We start from the raw sequence: 22,030 nt of genomic DNA, 5'->3' as shown, positions 1-22,030 counted from the left end.
GCGTGCTCGATACGCCGCTGAGGTGTACGAAGCAGCCGCTGCCCAGCGCGACACCCCTCTCACCCCTGTATGGAAGGGCGACACCTCATGACGCAGACACTGCAGCGGGGTACGAAAGCCGCGACCCGCCCACCTTCATTCTTCTTCAACGGCCACGTGCCCCGGCGACGCGCGCTGATCGTGACCCTCAGCGCGCTGGTCGGCTTCGCGCTCACAGTGGTCTGGTCGGCGAAGTTCGTCGACCAGACCATCGGTGACAACGTGGCGAATACGCTCTTGGGCCACCCTGCCAAGGAGACGCCGATCGCCGGCGCCCTGGCGGGCCTCGCCTTTGCCCTGGCCACCGGCATCGCAGGAACGTTCACAGCGTGCAACGTCGCCGTGTTCAGCGCATTGGCGCCACTGACCGGTGCTGGATCCACCTCACGACGGGGTCGTATGGCCGCCGCGCTGCGCCCAGTCGGTCTGCTCGCACTGGGCGCTGTCGTCGTGTCGGCGCTGTACGGCACGGTCGTCGGCCTCGTGGGCTCGGGGATGCCGCAGTTCGAGCAGGGCCAGGGCGGCGGTGGCTTTTCCGGGCGACTCGTACAGGCCATGGTGGTGTTCGGGCTGATCGGCCTGGTCATGACGTACCTCGGGCTGGCCGCGCTGGGCGTGGTGCGCGACCCGCTGGCAAACGTGTCCCGGGTGCTGCCGAGTGCTCCCCTGCTCTTCATGGGCGGCCTGATCGGCGCCTTCCTCATCGGTCGGCCGTTCCCGCTGTTCAGGCAGCTGTTCCAGGATGCCGCCGAGAGCCGGAACTCGCTGTTCGCAGCGCTGGAGTTCGCCCTGCAGAGCCTCGGCAACATCACGGTCATGGCGACGGTGTTCTTGATCGTCACGGGTCTCTTCGGGGACCGGATTCACCGAGCGCTGACGAAGCGCCCGGGCCGGGCGTCGGCTCTGATGGCGGGGGCGTTCCTCGCTGCCGGCATCTTCATGATCCTTTACTGGGACGTACGCATTCTCGCGGCCCGTGACCTGATCTGGTATCCGATGGCGCCCTGGGTCGCGTAAGCGCGTGGACCGGAAATCATCCTGCAAGCGGCAGTCCGCCTGCCCCGGACAGTACGCATCTTCCGCCATGCCGGCTCGTGACCGGCACGAATCGACGGGTCAGAGGGACGAGCATGCGGGTTGACGTGCAGGGAGCGGTCACGATCGCACACGTGGGCTTGGAAGAAGCCCTGGAGAGGAACTGGCACGACCCAGCCTGCGATGTCGACATCGTCAGGGTGAGGCTGACAGACCTTGATCGGCGTTCCGCGCTCGAAGCTGCCGGCTTTCTGGTCAAGCCGGCGTGGGTGAACTGGTTGGCTCCCCTGACGGATTCGGCGGCCGCGTTCCGACAGCGCCTGTCGGTCAGCGAGCGCAAGAGCCACCGCAATGCCGCGCGGGCAGCTGTCACGAGCGGCATTACGGTTGGAGTCCTCGACCAAGTGGGGGAGGAGGACCTGCGGGCCTTCCTCGAATTGTACGAGCGGCAGATCTCCGCGATGCCCCACGGTGTCAATTACGCCAGGCGGCAGGAGCGGCTCCTACTGCGTGACCTGCCCTCTCTGCTCGGAGTGTTCGCGCACGCCGATGGCGTCCTCGTCGGCGGTTGCCTGTGCTCGCTGCGGCCCGATCAGTCCCTCGTTCACGTCAGGTTCTCCGCGGCGGCGGACTCGGCCCGGCATGGCATGCTCTCGCGTCTGATGTACACCGCTGCCTTCGACGCGGCACGGGAGCGCGGCTACACCTGGGCCTCACTGGGCAGCGACCCTTCCCTCCTCGGGCACACAGCTCAACCGGGCCTCTTCGGGTTCAAGGCCCGGTTCAGCTTCACCCCGATCCCCATGCAGACCATGCAGCCCAAGGCCGCTGCGGACGAAGCGGAGCTCGTCGTACGGATGCGGGCGCTGGCGCAGCCCTCACTGTCGATCGCCTACCACGAGGACCGGCCGGTGCCGGCGTTCGAAGGCCTGCCGGCCTCGCTGCCCCTGCGCGGGGTCCTCCTGTCGGCGACGCCCGACCCGACGTGTCCGGCCTGGGTCCCGAGCTCCCCCATCCCGGTCAGCCATCGCGTCGTCCCCGACCCTCAGGAGACCCGCGGCGATGCCACACGCTGAGCGTATGCGGATGGCGGCGTCAGGAGGCCGGATGCGGTCCGACCACCTGGTCCAGCCAGGCCTCGCGGACGGTCTCAACCCGCGGAATGGGTCCCGGCTCGGGAGGGACACCACCCTGCGGCCACCGCCCGGGACACGGATGCGTGGACAGCACCCGATGCGCCTCATCAAAGCCGGAGGCCAGAAGCAACGCTTATGCGGAAGCGTCTGCCGCCTGGGCCCTCAGCGCGCGCTCGACGCCCGACCGCGACTCCGACACCAGCCGACGCAGGGCGGCGCTCGGTTCTGCGGAGGCCAGCCACGCATCCGTCGCGTCCAGGGTCGCCCGCGACACCTGCAGTGAGGGGAACAGGTCGACCACGATCTGCTGGACCATGTCCTGCGAACGGGACCCGGACTCCCATATGTCCTTGACCGCCGCGAAGTACTTCTCCGTGTACGGGGCGAGCAGTTCGCGCTGGTCGGACTGGACGAAGCCGGTGATCACCGCTTGGTGCACAGCGTTCGGCGTCGTGTCGGACTCGACGACCGCGGCCCAGGCCTCCGCCTTGGCCTGAGCGGTCGGCCGGGCCGCCCGCGCGGTGGCCGCGTGCCGTTCGCCCGCCGCAGTCCTGTCCCGCTGGTACTCCGCCTCGATGACTTTCTCGTCGGCCCGCCCGGTAGCCGCGAGGCGTTCGACGAACGCCCAGCGCAGCTCGGTGTCGACGGCGAGGCCTTTCACCGTCTGGCTGCCGTCGAGCAATGCCCCCAGCAGGTCCAGCTGCTCGTCGGTGCGGGCGGTGGCCGCGAACGCCTGCGCCCAGGCCAGCTGGTGGTCGCTGCCGGGCTCGGCGGCCCGCAGCTGCTCCAGTGTGGCTTCCGTCCACCGCGTGAGGCCCGCCTCGCGCCATTCCGGCGTCGCGTACAGGTCGATCGCCGTCTTGACCTGGCGGTGCAGCGACTGCACGACGCCGATGTCCGACTCCTTGCCGATGCCCGACAGGACCAGCGCGAGGTAGTCGCGGGTGGCCAGTTCGCCGTCGCGGGTCATGTCCCAGGCGGACGCCCAGCACAGGGCGCGCGGCAGGGACTCGGTGAAGTCGCCCAGGTGCTCGGTGACGACCCGCAGCGACTCCTCGTCCAGGCGGACCTTCGCGTACGACAGGTCGTCGTCGTTGAGCAGGACGACGGCCGAGCGGCGCTTGCCCAGCAGATGCGGGACCGGAGTCAGTTCACCGTCGACGTCCAGTTCGATACGGGCGGTGCGAACGAGCTCACCGTCCTCAAGATCGTACAGACCGATCGCGATCCGGTGCGGCCTCAACGTCGGCTCGCCCTTGGCGCCCTCGGGCAGCGCGGGGGCCTCCTGTCGTACGGCGAAAGAAGTGATGGTGCCGTTGGTGTCCGTCTCGATGTGCGGGCGCAGGATGTTTATGCCCGCGGTCTCCAGCCACGCCTTCGACCAGGACTTCAGGTCGCGGCCGGAGGTCTCCTCCAGAGCGCTGAGGAGGTCGGACAGGCGGGTGTTGCCGAAGGCGTGGGCCTTGAAATAGGCCTGCACACCGTTGAAGAACGCGTCCATGCCGACGTACGCCACCAGCTGCTTCAGGACCGAGGCGCCCTTGGCGTACGTGATGCCGTCGAAGTTGACCATGACGTCGTCGAGGTCGCGGATGTCGGCCATGATCGGGTGGGTGGAGGGCAGCTGGTCCTGGCGGTAGGCCCAGGACTTCAGGAAGTTGGCGAAGCCGGTCCAGATACCCGGCCATTTCGAGCCGGGAGCGTATGCCTGGCAGGCGAACGCGCAGTACGTGGCGAACGACTCGTTCAGCCAGAGGTCGTTCCACCACTCCATCGTGACGAGGTCGCCGAACCACATGTGGGCCAGCTCGTGCAGGATCGTCCCGGCCCGGACCTCGTACGCCGCGTCCGTCACCTTCGACCGGAAGACGTACTGGTCGCGGATGGTGACCGCGCCCGCGTTCTCCATCGCGCCCGCGTTGAACTCCGGCACGAAGAGCTGGTCGTACTTGGCGAACGGGTACGCGTAGTCGAACTTCTCCTGGAACCAGTCGAAGCCCAGCCGGGTCACGTCGAAGATCGCGTCCGCGTCCAGGTACTCGGCGAGCGAGGGCCGGCAGTAGATGCCCAGCGGAACGGTCACGCCGTCCTTCTCGTAGCTGCTGTGCACCGAGTGGTACGGGCCGACGATCAGCGCGGTGATGTACGAGGAGATGCGCGGCGTCGGCTCGAACGACCAGACGTCGTCCTTCGGCTCCGGCGTCGGCGAGTTGGAGATCACGGTCCAGCCGGACGGCGCCTTCACGGTGAACCGGAACGTCGCCTTCAGGTCGGGCTGCTCGAAGCTCGCGAAGACGCGGCGCGCGTCCGGCACCTCGAACTGGGTGTACAGGTACGCCTGCTGGTCGACCGGGTCGACGAACCGGTGCAGGCCCTCACCGGTGTTGGTGTACGCGCAGTCCGCGACGACCTTCAGCTCGTTGGCCCCGGCCTGCAGGTGCGACAGCGTGATACGCGAGTCGCGGAACACCGCCGCGACGTCCAGCGCCCTGCCGTTCAGCTCGACCTCGTGCACCGCGGGGGCGACCAGGTCGATGAAGGTCTCCGCACCGGCCTCGGCGGAGTCGAAACGCACGACGGTGACGGACCGGTAGGTCCCGCCCTCCTGCGCTCCGGAGAGGTCGAGATCGATCTCGTACGCGTCCACGGTCAGCAGGCGCGCCCGCTCCTGTGCCTCTTCGCGGGTCAGATTCGTGCCAGGCACGCGGTCATCTCCTCCGTATGTGACGTTTCAGGCGGTTGGAACCGATCGTCCTGGGTGCCGCATCGTAGACGTCCACCACTCGGGGACAGGTCCCCTTGCCCGGTGCACCACACTGCTGCCCGGCAGCTTCATCGGGCAACAAGGCCCTGGTTTCGGGACGGTTCACCCCAAGGCCCACGGATGCCCAGGAGACTGTTGTCCAGAGTCCACTCAAAGCTTCGGTCCCAGGGTGGCCCGGTCGCATCTTGCGGGTTGCTCAACTGACCCGATTCGAAAGCGATATCAGATCAGGACTACTGCGCCTGCGTTGTGCGCATCTCCCACTCGTGCTTGGATTGCCTGATGAATCTTCTGTTGACGTCTACTGGTCTGTGTAATTCGTCCATACTGGAAGCACTGCGAGACATGCTGGGAAAGCCTTTGGGCTCTGCCAACGTGGTGTACCTCCCCACGGCATCTCTCGCTGTACCCGGGGACCACGGGTGGCTCCTTGAGCACATGAACCAGCTGCACAGTCTGGGCTGGAAGGAATTCGATGTACTTGAACTGAATGGCTTGCCGCGGCAGGTGGTGCTTGAGCGACTACGTCATGCCGATGTCATTTATGCCGGAGGTGGCAACCAGTATCATCTCGCCCGCAGCATCGTTGGCAATGATTTGGCGGACGGCTTTCTGGATGTTCTGGAAGACAGCGTCTATGTGGGACTGAGCGCCGGATCCATGGTCTTCAGCCGGAATCTCACCGAACATTCTGCCGATGTCATCGGGGACGCCTCGGACCTGCATCTGCTTGGCGCGACAACCATTGAGCCGCCCTTCGGCCTCTTCGACTGGTACCTGAAACCGCATCTGTACTCGCCTCACTTCCCGGAACGGGATGACGCCTGGGCCGATCGCATCGTCGCGAAGGCGGACTTCCCGATCTACTTTCTCGACGACGAGACAGCCATCCGCGTCCGCGACGATCAGGTGGACGTCATCTCCGAAGGCAGGTGGCGGTACCACCCGTGACACGGCACGCTGCCGTGTCCGTTGTCGGTAACGCCAGGGCCGACTACTCCTCGAAGCACAAGCGGCACGAGGGAACGTGCAGGGCACGCTGGGAGTGGCGCCGCCGGGTGACCGCTCGTTAGCGTCTGCGCACCGGCGAGAGCCCGCCTTCGTACTGCCGTCCCAGGAAGGACAGCCGCTGGTGCGCATGGCTGAGCTGTGCCGCAGGTCCGGAGTGCCTGTGGCGACGATCAAGTTCTACATCCGGCTGGGCCTGCTGCCCGCCGGCCGGCTCACCAGCCCCACGCGGGCCAGTTACGACGGCGCCCACGAGCACCGGCTGCGCCTGATCCGGGCCCTGCTGGACGCCGGCGGGCTCTCCCTGGCGGCCATCGGTGACGTGCTGCGGGCCGTGGACGACCCGGACCGCCCGCCCGCCGACGTGCTCCGCACCGCCACGGACCACCTGACCCCGCCCCGGGAGACCGCGTCCGGACCGGAGCTGGACGAGGCCCGCGCCGAGGTGGCCCGGCTGGTACGGCGCCTGGGCTGGCGGGCGGACGCGGACGGGCCGGCGGGCGAGGCGCTGGCCGGTGTGCTCGTCGCCCTGCGCGCGGCGGGCCACGGGGACTTCGCCGTACTCCTGGACGACTACGCGGCGGCGGCCGAGCGGGTCGCCCGCGCCGATCTCGGCCACCTCGGGCGGCCGGCGGCGCGCGCGGAGCAGGTGGAGCGCGTGGTCGTGGGCACGGTGCTGGGCGAGGCGATGTTCAGCGCCCTGCGCAGGCTCGCCCACGCGGACGCCTGGTGGTGCAGGCTCCACCCCGATTCGGGTGCACGGTGCACTGACCCGGACCCCACGGCCGGGGCAGCATGGAGGAGGCGTCACGGGACCCCGTGACGAGCACCGGACCGGAAACAGGAGTCCTCCATGGCACGTTCGACCGACTACGACGAGGACCGCGCTCCCCGGAAGGCCAAGGGGGCATGGTACGTGCCGCCGCTGCTGGTGTTCTTCGTGGGCGCCATGCTCACCTCCGTGGTCTCGCACGCCGTGGACGACGGGGCCTACACCGCCGTGATGAGCGCGGGCTTCGCCCTCGACGCGGTCGCGGTGATCTGGGCGGTCGTCCGCTGGCAGCGGTCCGCGAGCTGACGATCACTCAGGGAGGGGAAGCGGTATGAAGCCGTCGCTGAGCATGCGGACGCGCTTATCGGTACGGCACCGGAGGTGGACCGGGCTGCTGGCCGGCGGGATCATCGCCGTGCCGGCCGCACTGGGACTGACCGCCTGCGATGCCGCGCAGGACGCGCTGGACCGGGGCGACCTGTGCCTCGACATCCTCGACGTCGCGCTCTTCGAACCGAACCCGTCGAGTGTGGACCAGGCCCGCAAGGACGTACGGGACCGGGCCGACAGGATCGACGAGATCGCCGGGAAGGCGTCCGACGACAAACTGCGCGACGCGGCGGAGAAGACCGCGAAGGAACTGCGCGCCGCCGCCGACGAGGACCTGAAGGCCGGGTCGGTCTCGGAGTACGTGTCCGAGCAGAGCGGCCGGCTGAAGGCGCTGCGCAAGACGTGCACCGACCTCGGTGACTTCGGCTGACACCACCTCAGGGGCGTCTGCGGTCTACCGCGACGGCTCGCCCGTGATGTCGTTGCCCAGATACGCGAGGACCGCCAGGACGCGGCGGTGGACGCTGGTGCCCTCCGGCGGCAGGTTCAGCTTGTCGAAGATCCCCCGGATGTGTTTGCTGACTGCCCGCTCCGTCACGAACAGCCGCTCGGCGATGGCCGCGTTGGCCAGCCCCTGGGCCATCAGCTCCAGCACCTCCTGCTCACGCGCGGTCAGCCCGTCCAGCGACCGCGTCGACGCCCGCTGCTGGATGATCTCGTTGACCACCTCGGGGTCCAGCGCCGTGCCGCCCTCGCTGATGCGTTCCAGGGCCTCCAGGAACTGCTCGACCCGGCCCACCCGGTCCTTGAGCAGATAGCCGATCCCGCGCGCGCCGAGGGCCAGCAGCTCTGCCGCGTAAGCCTGTTCGACGTACTGCGACAGTACGAGAATGGGCAGGTCCGGGAACTCCTGCCGGGCCGCGACCGCCGCGCGCAGGCCCTCGTCGCGGAAGCTCGGCGGCAGCCGCACGTCCAGGACCGCCGTGTCCGGCCGGGTGCGGCGCAGCATCGGCATGATCTCCGGCCCCGACACGCACGCCGCCACCACCTCGTGGCCGTTGTGCGTCAGCAGCAGCGTCATCCCCTCCCGGAGCAACGCGTTGTCCTCCGCGATCAAGATCCGCATGGCAGCTCCACCTTCATCCTCGTCGGCCCCCCGGGAGGGCTGGTGATCTCGGTCGTGCCGTCGAGCGCCGCGACCCGGCGGCGTATGCCGAGCAGCCCGCTTCCCCCGTGTTCCTCGGCGCCGCCGCGCCCGTTGTCGGTGACGACTACCTGAAGTGACCCGTCGGCCCTGGTGAAGCGTACTGAGGCATGGGTCGCCCCACTGTGCTTGCGGATGTTCGTCAGACACTCCGCGATCACGAAATAGACAGCGGCCTCCACAGCCGCCGGCAGCCGGTGACCGATCTCCACGGCCGCCAGATTCATCTCCACCGGGATGTCCGCGGAGACCGCGAGCGTGCGGACCGCCCCGGCCAGGCCGCGGTCGGTGAGCACCGGGGGATGCACCGTACGGACGATGCCCCGCAGCGCCGCGAGCGTGGCGTCGATCTCCTCCTGCGCCTCGTCCAGCCACCGAGTCGCGGTGTCCGGGTCGCTCTTGACCTGCTGGCGCGCCAGCCCCACCCGCATGGACAGCGCCACGAGCTGGGCCTGCACCCCGTCGTGCAGGTCCCGCTCGATACGGCGGAGCTCGGCGCTGTGCGACTCCATGGCCCCGGCCCGGGACTCGGAGAGCTCCGCCACACGTTGGCCGAGTTTCGCCGATGGCGACGGCTTCAGCAGCGCGGCCGTCCACCGGGCCTGGGCGTCCGCCAGATGCTCGAACACGGGCAGCGCGCGGGGCCGGTGGCCGAACGCCGTCGCCGTCCCGTCGACGAGCAGCGCCACCGGCCACAGCACCAGCACGACCGCGCTGAAGCCGAGGATGCTGAGGGTCGCGTACGGCAGCCAGAGCGCGTCCCGCCAGGTGCCGGGATCGGTGAGCGCCAGGCGCACCCGGTCGCTCGGCGAGCCGTCCAGCGGCAGATACAGCTCCGGAATCGGCTTGCCCAGCCACCCGCCGGCCCGCCCCCGTTCGTATCCGGCGAACCGGCGCAGTATGCGCACGATCTCCGGCCAGGCCGGCGCGCCCACCAGGACCAGCGTGAAGAACACCCCGGCCGGGACCGCGAAGCAGCCCAGGAACGCGGCCATGGCCACCGGCAGCCCGAAGAACAGGTGGCAGGACGCCTGCCAGGACCGCTGGAGCTGGGAGGAGAGATACGCCATGAAATCACCGTAGTTGGCGGCGCGGACCCGGTCGGTGGACCCAACTGCCCAAGGCCGGGTGGTGCTGGCTGAACTCGTACACGGGTGAGCGCTCCCTCGTGTCGCCCCTGGTCGTGGACCTACCGTCGCCACAGAGGCGAGGCGACCCCGGAAGGCGGATCAATGGCACTGCGCATGGGGAGAAGGACCCCCGCGCCGACCGGCACCACGGCGGGCGCCGGCGCGCTCACCCTCGAATCCGTCACCCGGCGCTACCGGCGCGGCGGTCGGGACTTCCACGCGCTGGACAACGTGAGCATGGACGTGCCGCCTGGCCGTTTCCTGGCCGTCATGGGCCGGTCCGGCTCCGGCAAGACCACCTTCCTGCAGTGCGCCGCCGGACTCGACCAGCCCACATCCGGCACCGTACGGGTCGGCGGCACCGACCTCTCCCGGCTCTCCGAGGCGGCGCTCACCCGGCTGCGCAGGGACCGGATCGGCTTCGTCTTCCAGTCCCTCAACCTCGTACCGTCGCTCACCGTCGGCGAGAACACCGCCCTGCCGCTGCTGCTGCGCGGCATGAACCCCCAGGACCCCGCCGTGCGCGAGCGCGCCCTCGGGGTGCTGGCGGCCGTCGGCCTCGGCGACCGCGCGGACGACTCCCCGCTCCGTCTTTCGGGCGGCCAGCAGCAGCGCGTCGCCATCGCCCGGGCCCTGGTCACCGACCCCGCCGTGATCTTCGCCGACGAACCGACCGGGGCGCTCGACCCGGTCACCGCCCGCGAGGTGCTGCGGCTGCTGCGCGAGGCCGTGGACGGCTCGGGCCACACCGTGGTGATGGTGACCCACGACCCGCAGGCCGCCGCCTGGACCGACGAGGCGATCTTCATCGAGGCGGGGCACATCGTCGCCCGCGAGGACCGCCCCGAGCCGGAGACCGTGGCCCGGCGGCTCGCCGGGCTCGGGGAGCGATGACCGTGGCCGTCGACACCCTGCCGCCCGCCGGCCGCACCGGGTCCCGGAAGCGGCACGGGGAGTCGGTCGGGCGCGTCCAGCGCACCGCCCGCTTCCTCGCCCGCCGCTCCATGCGGCTGCACCGCAAGGCGTGGGCCGCCGTCTTCGCCGCCCTCGTGCTCACCGCGCTGCTCCTCGGCAGCTTCGCCCTGGCCACCCTGTCGGCGTTCGTGGGCCACGCCCACGTCGAGCGGTACGCGGCGACCACCGCCGTCGTCGCCGCCGACCAGACCACCCGCTACCGGGCCAAGCCCTGGGGCGACCCGATGACCACGGTCACCCAGTCGCTCACCGAACGCGTCCGCGTCCCGGCCACCGTCGTGGACCGGCTCGCCGAGGTGCCCGGGGTGCGCGCCGCCGTCCCGGACAGCAGCTTCCCGGTCGCGCTCGCCCGCCCCGGCGGCCGGGGCGTGCCCGGACCGGACAGCGACTCCGGGACCGCGCCCGTGTACGGCCACGGCTGGCCGACGGCGGCGCTCGCCCCGTTCACCCTGCGCGCCGGCAAGGCGCCCGAGGGGGCCCGCCAGGTGGCGGTCGACGGCGATCTGGCCGCACGCGCGGGCGTACGCCCCGGCGACCGGCTCCGGCTCCAGATGCTCGGCGCACCCGCCGATTACGTCGTCTCCGGCATCGTCGCCCCGAAGGGCGAGGCGGACGACACCGGGCTCGGCCACCAGGGCGCGGTCTTCTTCACCGAGGGCGAGGCCGCCCGGCTGTCCGGCCACCCCGGCACCGTCGACGCCATCGGGGTGCTCGCCGACGACGGCGTCAGCGTCCACGAGCTCTACCCCGCCCTGCGCAAGGCCCTGGCCGGTGAGAAACCGGCCCGGGACGCCGTCGCCGGGAGCCGGGACCCGCAGGACAGCTCCCTGCTGCGGGTGCTGACCGGCAACGGGCGCGGCCAGGCGGAGTTCCTGGACGCGGCGCCGAGCCGGGCCGGCCTGCTCAACCTGCTGGCCATGCTGTGCGCGACCGTCATCATGATCGCCGTGCTCGTGGTGGCCGGCACGGTCACCCAGGCGGTCCACCAGCGGGCCCGCGAGCTGGCGCTGCTGCGCGCGGTCGGCGCGACCCCCTGGCAGCTGCGGGTGACGGTCGGCCGGGAGGTGACCGGCGTCGCCACCACGGCGGCCGTGGTGGGCGCGATCGGCGCCGTCCCGGTGTTCCTGATGCTCCTGTGGATGCTGCGCGACCGCGGCGCCGTCCCCGTCGGGCTCGACCTCCCGGTCCTGCCCTGGATGTTCGCGACCCCGGTCCTGACGGCCGTCCTGACCCTGGTCGTGGCCCGGGTCGCGGCCGCCCTGGCCTGCGGTCGTATCGCGAAGATCCGTCCGGCCCAGGCGCTCGGCGAGGCCCAGAGCGAGCCGGGGCAGCCCGGCCGGGGCCGCACCGTGACCGGCCTGATCGTGCTCTTCGCGGGCCTCAGCTCCGCGGGCACCGCTGCGTTGCAGTCGGGCGAGCTGGCGGCGATGGCGGCGGGCAGCGCGGCCCTGGCCCTGGTGATCGCCTGCGCGCTCCTCGGCCCCTGGATCGCCCGGGGCGCCATGCGCCTGCTCGCGCCGCCCGCCCGGAAGCTCGGCGGCGCCGGGGGCTACCTCGCCGCCGCGTCCACCACCGCGAACTCGCGACGGCTGGGGGCGGCCATCACCCCGGTCGTCCTGGTCGTCGCCTTCGTGGGCGTCCAGCTCGCGGCGGGCGCCACCATGGACCACGAGGGCAGCGCCCAGGCGCGGCAGGCGATGCGCGCGGACCTCGTCGTGACCACCGAGGACACCGGACTGCCCGCCGGGGCCGCCCGCCGGGTGGCCGCCGTACCGGGCGTCGAGGCCGCCACGGGCGCGCTCCACAGCACCGTCGTCCTCGCCAGGAAGGAGGCAGGCGACCCCGTCCTCGAACGGCTCCCGGTGGTGGGCGTCACGCCCGGCGCCCTGCCCGCCACGCTCGACCCCGACGTCACCTCCGGCTCCCTGAAGGACCTGCGCGAGGGCACCGTCGCGCTCGGCGCGGCCCGGGCCGATTCGCTGGACGCCGGAGTCGGCTCGACGGTGCGGCTGCGTTACGGCGACGGGGTCACCGCCTCCCTGCGGGTGGTCGCGGTCTACGAACGGTCCCTCGCGCTCGGCGACTTCCTGTTCGCCCGCGAGGCGCTGGCACCCCACGTGTCCACGCCGCTGGACACCCGCATCCTCGCCCGGGTCGCCCCGGACGCCGACGAGGCGGCCGTGCGGGAGGCGGTGGACAAGGCGCTCTCCGGTGCCGTGCTCGGCGCACGGGTGACCGCGCACCCGAGCCTGGAACACCTCCGGTCCGAGGACCGGGGCGTGAGCCAGGTGCTCACCGCCGTGGCCGTCGGCGTCGTCGGCGGGTTCACCGTCATCGCCGTCCTCAGCACCCTGGTGCTGATCGTCATCGGACGCCGCCAGGAGCTGGTCCTGCTCCGGCTGGTGGGCGCGGGGCGCGGCCAGGTCCGGCGCATGCTGCGGGTCGAGGCGGCGATCGTGATCGTCACCGGACTGGTGGTCGGCGCGCTGGCCGCCCTGATCCCCCTCACCGCGTTCAGCCTGTCCGTCACCGGGTCGCTGCCCTATCTGCCGCCGGTCCAGGTGGCGGCCATCGTCCTGGTCGTCGTGGTGACCGTGGCCGCGGGCGTCCTCCTGCCGGCCCGTCCGGCGCTGCGTCGCCGTCGTCCGGGAGCCCTGCGACGTAACTGACTCACCGTCACATCGCGTGAGCCGCAGCGGCGCGTTCCAGCCCTGTTGCGAGGGCCGCCAACCGCGCTAAGTGCCGCCGTTGGACCTGTTCACCGGCCTGCGCAATTCTCGCCGCGACCCTCACCCCGCGCCGAATCCGCCATCGGATGGCCGGAAAGCAACTGGTTCCGCGGGACGACCAGGAAAGGAGCAGGAGTCATCCGGCCATTCCACCGGCGAAAGAGCGGGTTCGTCGCATTCCTTTGGCAGAGGGTGTAGAGGCCATGGAGAGAATGATCAATTACCCGGTCGGTCATCCCTTGCGACTGGACGTCATTGTTGTTCGGACGGCACTTCCAGGTGCAGCCCCATCTCATTGATAAGGAAGCCGGCCTGGAGGCGGCTGCGGGCGCCGATCTTGTCCATGACGTCGGAGACATGGCGCTGGCAGGTGCGCAGCGAGATGCCCATACGGCGGGCGATGGCACGGTCCTCGAGGCCCTGGATGAGCATGCGGACGATGGCCAGCTTCATGTCGTCGGAGATCGCGAGGACCCGTTCCTGGCTGTACCTCTCCGGAAACGGAGTGGCGCTGGTCCAGGCGCGTTCGAAGGCGCCGATGGCGAAGTCCAGCAGGCCGGGGTCGGTCAGCAGCAGGGCGCCGACCTCGCTGTCGCGCATGGCGATGACGGCGGCGGTCTGGTCGAAGGCGAGCATCCGCATGAAGCCGTCGCCGAGGGTGCGGATCTCGGCGCCGAGCTGCGAGACGTGTTCCACGTACTCGACCGTCACCGTGCTGAACTGGGCGGTGTGCTGGTAGAGCGTGCGCATCCGCACACCGCGGTCCAGCACGCTCTCGGTCCTGGCCAGCGACTCCTTCAGCACCTCGTCCTTGCGGGCGCCGCCGGGCTGCGAGGTGAGGATCTCGTGTTTGGCCCCGGCCGCCAGTTCGGTGATCACCGCCCGCACCTCGTCGAGGTCGTTCAGCGCCTTTACGCCGCCCGAGCCCCCGGCCGCCGGGCGGGCCAGGTCGTAGATCCGCTGGAAGGCGGCCAGCCGTTCCCTGGCCGCCTCCACCTGGCTGCCGCACTCGTTGAGCTTCCGCACGACGGGGGCGAGCAATTCACCGGACGCGGCCTCGGGGATGCCGGCGACCAGCATTCCCGGCCTGGTGACCGACCGCTTCAGCAGTCGGAGTTCGAGGAGCCGGTCGACGACGGCCTCGCCGTCCGGTCCGTCGGCCGGAGCGAAGCGGTCGCGTAATTCGTCGCCGTCGACCTGCTGGTGTTCCACCACGTGCTGGAAGACCTCGAGCGCCTCGGCGCCGAGCTTGTGGAGTATGGAGGTGACGCCGGACTCCGCGTGGCTGAATTTCATAACTCCCCACTCAACGTCGAGAATCGCTGCGGCGGCAGCAGCGTCAAATGATATCGCGCACGCTTCGGTTATACAGGTTGACGAAGAATAAGCAGTATGTCTGTTTTGTCGTGCTACGGGGCCCTCGCATCTGCGTCATGGCGCACTCACGAGCCTCTGTTCCCCTTCACAGGCATTCCGGCCGGGCCAAAAATCAAATGTGCCGGGAACAAGCCGAACGGCCACCGAGAAGCCGAGGGGAAACGATGAACCGCAGGATGTCCGTTGCCGTCGCCCTATTCATTGTCGCCGCATTCGCCGTGCTGGGTTTCGTCTTCTCCGCCGGTTTCGCCGGTCAGCACCCGACCAGCGCCGACAGCACTCCCGGCCCCACCGCCACCGTCCAGCCGACGGCCACCCCCAGCCCCAGCGGCGATCTGGGCTGGGGCTGACAGCCCCGCACCACAGCCACCGGGGAGCGGCCCATGCCCGCCCCCGCACCGCCGGGCCCACCGCCCGGCCGGCCGCCGCCGGGCACCGCGGAGAAACTGACGGACCGGAACAGGCGAGCGCGGAAACACGGATGACGACCTGAATTCCGTCCGGTTCTCCGCCACTGGGCCGACACACGACCGCCGTTCGGGCCGACACGCGAACGCCGTTCCGCCCGACACGCGAACACCGTTCCGGCTGACACACGAACGCCGTCCTTCCGGCCGTCGCGCCGGCAACACCACCAAGCCACCCGCGCCGGTGCGATCCGCCGGTCCGGCCTGCCCCGAAACCACGAGTGAGAGTCGATCATGGAGTTGGCGACCCCGCCCTGCCCACCCCCAGCCGAGGCTCCGCCCGAGGCGCCGCCCCGCCTCGACGTGCTGGTCACCAGCGTGGCGTCCGACGCGCACACCTGGAACCTGATCTACCTGCAGCTCCTGCTGGAGGAGTCGGGGCACCGGGTGACCAACCTCGGCGCCTGCGTACCGGACCAGCTGATGGTCGACGAGTGCCGCACCCGGCGTCCCGACCTGATCGTCATCTCGACCGTCAACGGCCACGGCTCCAACGACGGGCGGCGCGTGGTGCGCCGGCTGCGTGACTGCGCCGAGCTGCGCACCACGCCCATCGTGATCGGCGGCAAGCTCGGCATCACCGGCGGTGAACACGACGTGCACGTGGACGAGTTGGTGGCGGCCGGGTTCGACGCGGTGTTCGAGGAGAGCGCCGGGATCGTCGGCTTCCGCGACTTCGTCCGCGCGCTGCCCGCCGGTGCGCCCCGGTGAACGCCCCGAGCGGTGCCCTGACGCGAAGCCGTACCCGCGACGGCTTCGGCGGTTTCGTCGGGGCCGCCCGGAGCTCGGGCCGCCTGGTGGTGCAGCCCCGGATGGGCATGAGCGATCCGCAGGTGATGCGGGAGGGCCTGCTCGCCACCCGGCAGGCCGCCGCGACCACCGTCGGCACCATCACGCTGGACAGCTACACCCGGGTCGGCGCCCATGAGACGGCCCGCCGGGCACTGGCCGACGGGGTCGCGCTGAACGGCTACCCGATCGTCGCCTACAACACCGCCACCACCGGCGCGGTCACCGAGGGAATCGCCGGCGCGGGCTTCCCGGTGCAGGTGCGGCACGGTTCGGCCGCCCCGCAGGACATCTTCGAGGCCCTGGTGGCGGTCGGCCTGACCGCGACCGAGGGCGGCCCGGTCTCCTACTGCCTGCCCTACAGCCGCACCCCCTTGACGCAGTCGGTCGCCAACTGGCGCCGCTGCTGCGAGGTGCTGGCCGGGCTGCGCGGGTCCGGCGAGGAGCCGCACCTGGAGACCTTCGGCGGCTGCATGATGGGACAGCTCTGCCCGCCCTCGCTGCTGATCGCGATCAGCGTGCTGGAGGCGCTCTTCTTCCGGCAGCACGGACTGCGCAGCGTCTCGCTCAGCTACGCCCAGCAGACCCATCCCGGGCAGGACGAGGAGGCGGTCACCGCGCTCGGCCGGATCGCCGGGGAGCTGCTGGCAGGCCTCGACTGGCACATCGTCATCTACACGTACATGGGCGTATATCCGCGCTCACCCGGCGGCGCACGACTGCTCCTGGACGAGGCCGCCCGGCTGGCGGTGCGGACCGGAGCCGCCCGGCTCATCGTCAAGACCGCCGCCGAGGCGCACCGGATCCCGACCATCGCGGAGAACGTCACCGCGCTGGAGGCGGCCTCGGCCGCGGCCGACGCCGAACGGCTCGCCCCGATCGGCGGCCCCGTCCAGGACACGGGCGTCCACGCCGAGGCGCGGGCCCTGATCGACACCGTGCTCGACCTGGACCCGGACATCGGGCAGGCCCTGATCAGCGCCTTCGCGCGCGGCCTGCTGGACGTCCCGTACTGCCTGCACCCCGACAACGCCGGCCGCACCCGCAGCTACCTGGACTCCGCCGGACGCCTGCACTGGTCCGACACCGGCGCGATGCCGGTCCGGGGCGCAGCCCGGAGCGCCGACGGCCGTCGGATGACCTCCGCGGACCTGTTGACCTCGCTCTCCTACGTCGAGCGCACCTACGACCGCAGGGCCCTGGAGACCGCACCGCGCGTACATCACCGCCCGGACGCACTGACTCACCGGCAGATCATTCACCCGTCAGAGGAGTACACCCGATGACCACCACCATGCCCCCGACCCCGGGCACGCAGGGCCTGCTGCCGCCGGCCGATCCGCGGCTGCACCTCACCTCCCCCACCACGACCACGGTGCTGCGGATCCAGCAGCGGATGCTGGCTGCCGCGCGCGAATACCTCACCGGGGCCGGGTTCGCCGAGATGCTGCCGCCGATCATCGGCCCGGTCACCGACCCCGGCATCCGCGGCTCCAAGCAGGTCGAAGTGGACTACTACGGCCACAAGTACAAGCTGATGACGAGCGCGATCCTCTACAAGCAGGCTTCGCTGCTGGCCTTCGACAAGATCTTCTGCATCGCTCCCAACGTCCGCCTGGAGCCGCTGGAGACCGCCAGCACCAGCCGTCACCTGGCCGAGTTCCACCAGATCGACGTGGAGATGGCCGGCGCCTCCCGCGAACAGATCACCCAGGTGCTGGAGGAGCTGGTCCGGCACATCGTGCGGCGGGTGGTGACCGAGTCGCCGGCCGAGTTCGAACGACTCGGACGCGACACGAGCGCCTTCACCGCGCTGCTCACCCAGGCATTCGGTCACCGCACCCACGCCCAGGCGGTGGCCGAGCTCCGCGAGCTGGGACACCCGCAGAGCGAGGACGCCGAGATCGACTGGACCGGCGAAGCGCTGCTCTCCGGCCGCTCGCCGCAGCCGTTCTTCATCACCGACTACCCCAAGGGCTCCCGGGGCTTCTACGACCGGGAGAGCGCCACCGAACCCGGCGTACTGCGCAACTTCGATCTGCTCGCCCCCGACGGCTACGGCGAGCTGTGCAGCGGCAGCGAGCGGGAGTTCGACTACTCACGGATCGTCACCCGGATGCGGGAGACCGGCGAGAACCCGGCGAAGTACGGCTGGTACCTCCAGCTGGTACGCGAGGGAATCCCGGCCAGCGCCGGGTTCGGCATCGGTGTGGAGCGCTTCACCCGCTACCTGGCCGGTCTGGACAGCGCCTGGCAGGCCAACGCCTTCCCGAAGCTGCCCGGGGTGGTGTCCCCGTGACCGGCCTGAGCACCAGGGGCTTCCCGGAGGAACAGGTCCGCGAACGGGCCCGGCTCGGTGCGGCGGCCGCCTTCCCACCCCGCCAGGACTACGGCCACGTGCTGTTCGGCGCGGAGACCGGCACCGTCGGCCGCGACCCGCTGGACGAACTGCGACTGGTGCCCCCGATCTTCATGCCGCAACGGCTGGAGAAGCTGATCGAGCTGGGCCGCGAACCGCTCCACACCGACGTCGCCCTCGACACCGTGATCGGCGGCCTCCGCTCCACCCTGCCGGTCTACCTCTCCGCCTTCGGCTCCACCCGGGCCGCCGGCACCGAACAGGTCCTCGCGGCCGCCCGGCAGGCCGGCCGGCTGGGCATCCCGCTGGTGATCGGCGAGAACATCGTCCCGATGACCGGCTACCGCTCCGGTGCGACCACCCAGCGCTCGGTCCTCGGCCGGATCACCGCCTACCTGGACGAACTGCCGGACGAGGTCGGCGGCGTGGCCGTGCAGCAGAGCACCGAGGACGCCGACGCCGAGGTCTGGAACCTGGTCTACAGCGACCCGTCCTCGCAGCCGCTGCTGGAGAGCGGCCGGCTCGCCTTCGAGCTCAAAGTGGGCCAGGGCGCCAAGCCGGGACTGGGCGGCATGACCGTGCTGGACCGCGCCGCCGCCGCCCGGGTGGACGAGCAGTTCGCCCTGGACCCGGTCTTCGGCGCCGACACCGACCTGGTGCTGCGCAGCGGCAGTCCCGGCACCTTCACCCAGGAGATCCTGCGCCAGCAGATCCGGCTGATGCGCAACAACTTCCCCCGGGTCAAGGTGTGGGTCAAGCTGCACCCCGGCCGGGACGTCGCCCACGCGGCGGCCACCGCCTGGGCGGCCGGCGCCGACGCGGTCACGGTGGACGGCGCGGAGGGCGGCACCGGCTGGGCGCCGACCGCCACGATCGCCCAGCTCGGCCTGCCGCTGGGCGAGTGCCTGGCCCGGATCGGCAACCGAGGACAGTGCCTGCTCGCCTCCGGACGGATGTGGGAGGGCACCCGGGCGGTCAAGAGCCTGGCGCTCGGCGCCACCGCCGTCGGACTGGGCCGGGCGGCCCTGGTCGCCGTGGACGAGGACCCGGAAGCCGGCCTGACCCGGCTCGTGGAGTGCCTCGCACTGGAACTGCGGCTGCTCACCAGCGCGCTCGGCAAGTACGCGCCCGCCGCACTCGGCACCGAGGACCTCTGGCCGACGCCCGGAGCCAACGGCCGGACGGCCGAAGGCCCGTCCGTCGACGACCGCGAGCAGGTGCTCGCCCGTGGTTGACGCCCTGATTCCCGAGAAGACCGAAGCCCGCCGCGACCGGGGCCCCCTGAGCCTGCGTTACCTCTCCTTCACCGGGGCCATGGGCTTCTCCCAGCTCGGCGACGCCGCCTGGTACGTGGCGCTCACCTGGACCCTGGTGCGGGAGGCCGGCCCGGCCACCTCGGGCGCGGTGCTCGCCCTGTCCAGCCTGTCCCGGCTGGTGGGGCTGCTCGGAGGCGGCGTGATCGCCGACCGGAACGGGCCGCGCCGCGTCATGGTGCTGACCGACCTGCTGCGCTGCGCGGTGATGCTGGGCGCCGCCCTGTTCACCCTGGTGGTCGACGCCCCGGTGCCGATCCTGGTGGTCGCCGCCACCCTGCTGGCCTTCCTCGGCGCCTTCTTCGTCCCGGCGTCCGGTGTGGTCCGTCCACTGCTGCTGGAGGACGAGCACCTGGTCCGCGGCAACGCGCTGTACGTGCTCGGGCTGCGCGGCGGCCAGGCGGCCGGTGGGCCGCTCGGCGCCTGGCTGATCGTGGCCGGCGGGGTGCCCCTGGTGGCGCTGGCCAACGCGGTCAGCTACGTGGTCTCGGCGGCGGCCTCCTGGCGGGTCCGGTACCTGCGCGAGCCGACGGCCGGGGCCACCACGGCGGACAAACCGCCCCCGGCCGGTGGCACGGGCGAACGCCCCAACTTCCGGAAGCAGTTGCTTGGCGGATTCGGCTACGTGCTCCGCGACTCCCGGGTCCGGACGGTCATCCTGGTGATCGGACTGACCGAGCTGGCCTGCGCGCCGCCCGTCAACATCGGGCTGGTGCTGCTCGCCAGGCAGCTCGGCACCGGCGCCGACGGCGCGGGCCTGCTGCTCACCGCGTACACGGTCGGCGCGGTGGCCAGCTCGCTGATCAACATGGCCTGGCCGCCCAAACGGCGCGCCGGACTCTCGCTGATCCTCGGCACCCTGGCCGCCGGGATCTGCCTGGCCTGCTTCGGCCTCATCGGCTCGCTGTCGGCCGGCCTGCTCCTCTACGGCGTACTGGGCGCGGTGACCGGCCAGTTCAGCGTGGTGCTGATCTCGATGATCCAGCGCTGGGCCGATCCGGAGATGCGCGGGCGGGTGATGTCGGTGATGTCGCTGATGATCTTCGCCGCCGTGCCGCTGGCGAACGTGCTGGTCGGCCTGCTGATCCAGCTGCTCGGCTTCGCCGCCGCGATGTACGCCTTCGCGGCCGTGGCGCTCGCGGCGACCGCGGTCGTCGTCACCACCACACCGCTCAGGAGCGCCCGCCTTGACTGACACCACACACCCCAGGGCCTTCCCCGCCATACCCGAACTGCAGGCCGGACTGAGGACCGGCCGGCTCACCAGCGTGGCGCTGACCCGGCGCTGTCTGGACCGGATCACCGAGGTCAACCCGCTGGTGCGGGCCGTCCTCGCGGTGGACGAGACCGCACTGGACCAGGCCGCCGCCTCGGACCGCCGGCACGCGGCCGGCGCCGGACTCGGCCCGCTGGACGGCATCCCGGTCCTGGTCAAGGACAACATCGACACCGCCGGGCTGGCCAGCACCGCCGGCTCGCGGCTGCTGGCCGGGCGCCCGCCGCGGCGCGACGCCGAGGTGGTGAGCAGACTCCGGGCGGCGGGTGCCGTGATGCTCGGCAAGACCAACCTCTCCGAGTGGGCCAACTTCCGCTCCACCCGGGCCACCGAGGGCTGGTCGGGAGTCGGCGGCCAGACCTGCAACCCGTACGGCACCCACCGCAGCCCCGGCGGCTCCTCCTCGGGATCCGCCGTGGCGGTCGCCACCGGGATGGCGCCGCTGGCCCTCGGCACCGAGACCGACGGCTCGGTCGTCGCACCGGCCGGGCTCTGCGGAGTGGTCGGCGTGAAGACCGAGACCGGTCTGCTGCCGCTGGACGGGATCGTGCCGATCTCGCAGGTGCAGGACACCGTCGGCCTGCTCGCCGCCCGGCTGTCCGACGCCGCGCTGACCCTCGCCGTCCTCACCGGCCGGCCCCTGCCGCAGGACGACGCGCCGGACGGACTGAGGCTCGGCCTGTGGCGGGTGCCCCGGATGCCGGGCGAGACCGAGACCGTACTCAAGTCGGCGGCCGAGGAACTGCGTGCCGCCGGAGCGACGGTCCTGCCGGTCGACTTCGCCGTGGAGCGGCAGACCCTGGAGGACGGACTGCTCGCGATGTACGCGGAGTTCCGTCCCAGCCTGGAGGCGTACCTGCGCGACCGGGACGGCGCCCCGCAGACCCTGGCGGCGCTGATCGAGGGCAACCGGGCCGATCCGGTGGAGCTCTCGCTGTTCGGCCAGGACCTGTTCGAGCAGGCCCAGCTGCTCGGCGAGGAGGAGCGCGAGCGCGCCGTACATGCCCGCAGCCGCTCGAAGCGGCAGGCCAGGGCGCTGATCGACGGCACACTGCGCGAACACCGGATCGACGCCCTGCTCGCGGCCACCAACGAGCCCGCTCCCCGGATCGACTACGAGCTCGGCGACCCGGGCGCCCCCGGCAGCTCCACCCCGGCGGCCCTGGCCGGCTACCCCAACGTCACGCTGCCGCTCGACCGCCGCGGGGGGCTGCCGGTCGGAGTGTCGGTGTTCGGCCCACCCGAGACGTCCCGGCTGCTGCCGGTGGCGCTGCGGATCGAACAGGCATGGGCGGACTGACGTCGGTCCCCAAGCAAACCCACCCCA

At 71.2% G+C, this 22,030-nt stretch carries 19 protein-coding genes; 15 read left to right on the top strand and 4 right to left on the bottom strand.

Going from position 1 to position 22,030, the window contains the following annotated elements:
- Nucleotides 1-87 precede the first annotated feature (87 nt).
- Nucleotides 88-1,056 carry a hypothetical protein gene (locus AMK18_RS32595; protein WP_073865663.1) on the top strand — a complete coding sequence of 323 codons (969 nt, stop codon included), beginning with the start codon at nucleotides 88-90 and terminating at the stop codon, nucleotides 1,054-1,056.
- A 113-nt stretch (nucleotides 1,057-1,169) separates the two neighbouring features.
- A complete protein-coding gene (locus AMK18_RS32590) occupies nucleotides 1,170-2,150 on the top strand; it encodes a GNAT family N-acetyltransferase (RefSeq protein ID WP_073865662.1) in 981 nt (326 codons plus the stop codon).
- Between the two features lie 193 nt (nucleotides 2,151-2,343).
- Here the strand turns inward: AMK18_RS32590 and pepN are convergent, their stop codons facing one another.
- Nucleotides 2,344-4,914: an aminopeptidase N gene (gene pepN / locus AMK18_RS32585; protein WP_073865661.1), complete on the bottom strand. Its 2,571-nt coding sequence runs from the start codon at nucleotides 4,912-4,914 to the stop codon at nucleotides 2,344-2,346.
- A 342-nt stretch (nucleotides 4,915-5,256) separates the two neighbouring features.
- On the opposite strand from pepN, the gene AMK18_RS32580 reads away from it, so the two are divergent.
- The 4 genes from AMK18_RS32580 (at nucleotide 5,257) to AMK18_RS32565 (ending at nucleotide 7,514) form a co-directional block, all read left to right on the top strand.
- Nucleotides 5,257-5,925, top strand: coding sequence for a Type 1 glutamine amidotransferase-like domain-containing protein (locus AMK18_RS32580; RefSeq protein WP_073865817.1), 669 nt, complete (start codon nucleotides 5,257-5,259; stop codon nucleotides 5,923-5,925).
- Nucleotides 5,926-6,112: 187 nt separating this feature from the next.
- The gene (locus tag AMK18_RS32575; RefSeq protein ID WP_073865660.1) at nucleotides 6,113-6,805 is read left to right on the top strand and encodes a MerR family transcriptional regulator; all 693 of its coding nucleotides are present in this window, start codon (nucleotides 6,113-6,115) and stop codon (nucleotides 6,803-6,805) included.
- 30 nt (nucleotides 6,806-6,835) lie between these two features.
- A complete protein-coding gene (locus AMK18_RS32570; protein ID WP_073865659.1) occupies nucleotides 6,836-7,060 on the top strand; it encodes a hypothetical protein in 225 nt (74 codons plus the stop codon).
- Nucleotides 7,061-7,085: 25 nt separating this feature from the next.
- Nucleotides 7,086-7,514, top strand: coding sequence for a hypothetical protein (locus AMK18_RS32565; RefSeq protein ID WP_073865658.1), 429 nt, complete (start codon nucleotides 7,086-7,088; stop codon nucleotides 7,512-7,514).
- Between the two features lie 24 nt (nucleotides 7,515-7,538).
- On the opposite strand, the gene AMK18_RS32560 is transcribed toward AMK18_RS32565, so the two are convergent.
- Both AMK18_RS32560 and AMK18_RS32555 read right to left on the bottom strand, forming a co-directional pair.
- Complete coding sequence (locus AMK18_RS32560; protein WP_018106274.1) at nucleotides 7,539-8,210, bottom strand: response regulator transcription factor; 672 nt, start codon at nucleotides 8,208-8,210, stop codon at nucleotides 7,539-7,541.
- Complete coding sequence (locus AMK18_RS32555; protein WP_073865657.1) at nucleotides 8,198-9,358, bottom strand: sensor histidine kinase; 1,161 nt, start codon at nucleotides 9,356-9,358, stop codon at nucleotides 8,198-8,200. Before AMK18_RS32555 ends, AMK18_RS32560 begins: the two co-directional genes overlap by 13 nt.
- Nucleotides 9,359-9,520: 162 nt before the next feature.
- Between AMK18_RS32555 and AMK18_RS32550 the strand changes: the two genes are divergently transcribed.
- Entirely contained in the window at nucleotides 9,521-10,312 is a 792-nt protein-coding gene (locus AMK18_RS32550) for an ABC transporter ATP-binding protein (RefSeq protein ID WP_073865656.1), read from the top strand.
- Nucleotides 10,309-13,062 carry an ABC transporter permease gene (locus tag AMK18_RS32545; RefSeq protein ID WP_073865655.1) on the top strand — a complete coding sequence of 918 codons (2,754 nt, stop codon included), beginning with the start codon at nucleotides 10,309-10,311 and terminating at the stop codon, nucleotides 13,060-13,062. Before AMK18_RS32550 ends, AMK18_RS32545 begins: the two co-directional genes overlap by 4 nt.
- A gap of 312 nt (nucleotides 13,063-13,374) precedes the next feature.
- Here the strand turns inward: AMK18_RS32545 and AMK18_RS32540 are convergent, their stop codons facing one another.
- A complete protein-coding gene (locus AMK18_RS32540; protein ID WP_073865654.1) occupies nucleotides 13,375-14,418 on the bottom strand; it encodes a helix-turn-helix transcriptional regulator in 1,044 nt (347 codons plus the stop codon).
- A 245-nt stretch (nucleotides 14,419-14,663) separates the two neighbouring features.
- Here AMK18_RS32540 and AMK18_RS34685 point away from each other — a divergent pair, with 245 nt between their 5' ends.
- The 7 genes from AMK18_RS34685 to AMK18_RS32510 all read left to right on the top strand — a co-directional run bounded on the left by AMK18_RS34685 (nucleotide 14,664) and on the right by AMK18_RS32510 (nucleotide 22,003).
- On the top strand, nucleotides 14,664-14,849 hold the full coding sequence (locus AMK18_RS34685; RefSeq protein ID WP_143202286.1) for a hypothetical protein: 186 nt from the start codon (nucleotides 14,664-14,666) through the stop codon (nucleotides 14,847-14,849).
- A 420-nt stretch (nucleotides 14,850-15,269) separates the two neighbouring features.
- Nucleotides 15,270-15,677 (top strand): cobalamin B12-binding domain-containing protein, encoded by a 408-nt coding sequence (locus AMK18_RS32535; protein WP_018106268.1) that lies wholly within the window; start codon nucleotides 15,270-15,272, stop codon nucleotides 15,675-15,677.
- Nucleotides 15,674-17,041, top strand: coding sequence for a methylaspartate mutase (locus tag AMK18_RS32530; RefSeq protein ID WP_073865653.1), 1,368 nt, complete (start codon nucleotides 15,674-15,676; stop codon nucleotides 17,039-17,041). Before AMK18_RS32535 ends, AMK18_RS32530 begins: the two co-directional genes overlap by 4 nt.
- The gene (locus AMK18_RS32525; RefSeq protein ID WP_073865652.1) at nucleotides 17,038-18,054 is read left to right on the top strand and encodes an asparagine synthetase A; all 1,017 of its coding nucleotides are present in this window, start codon (nucleotides 17,038-17,040) and stop codon (nucleotides 18,052-18,054) included. The genes AMK18_RS32530 and AMK18_RS32525 overlap by 4 nt, the downstream gene beginning before the upstream one ends.
- The gene (locus tag AMK18_RS32520; protein ID WP_073865651.1) at nucleotides 18,051-19,349 is read left to right on the top strand and encodes a glutamate synthase-related protein; all 1,299 of its coding nucleotides are present in this window, start codon (nucleotides 18,051-18,053) and stop codon (nucleotides 19,347-19,349) included. Before AMK18_RS32525 ends, AMK18_RS32520 begins: the two co-directional genes overlap by 4 nt.
- Entirely contained in the window at nucleotides 19,342-20,622 is a 1,281-nt protein-coding gene (locus AMK18_RS32515; RefSeq protein WP_073865650.1) for an MFS transporter, read from the top strand. Before AMK18_RS32520 ends, AMK18_RS32515 begins: the two co-directional genes overlap by 8 nt.
- Nucleotides 20,615-22,003 carry an amidase family protein gene (locus AMK18_RS32510; protein WP_073865649.1) on the top strand — a complete coding sequence of 463 codons (1,389 nt, stop codon included), beginning with the start codon at nucleotides 20,615-20,617 and terminating at the stop codon, nucleotides 22,001-22,003. Before AMK18_RS32515 ends, AMK18_RS32510 begins: the two co-directional genes overlap by 8 nt.
- Nucleotides 22,004-22,030: the final 27 nt, after the last annotated feature.

This window comes from Streptomyces sp. CB01249 (assembly GCF_001905735.1).
Classification (GTDB): domain Bacteria; phylum Actinomycetota; class Actinomycetes; order Streptomycetales; family Streptomycetaceae; genus Streptomyces.
Note: the sequence above shows the minus strand (reverse complement) of the source record. Positions and strands in the feature narration are given on the sequence as shown.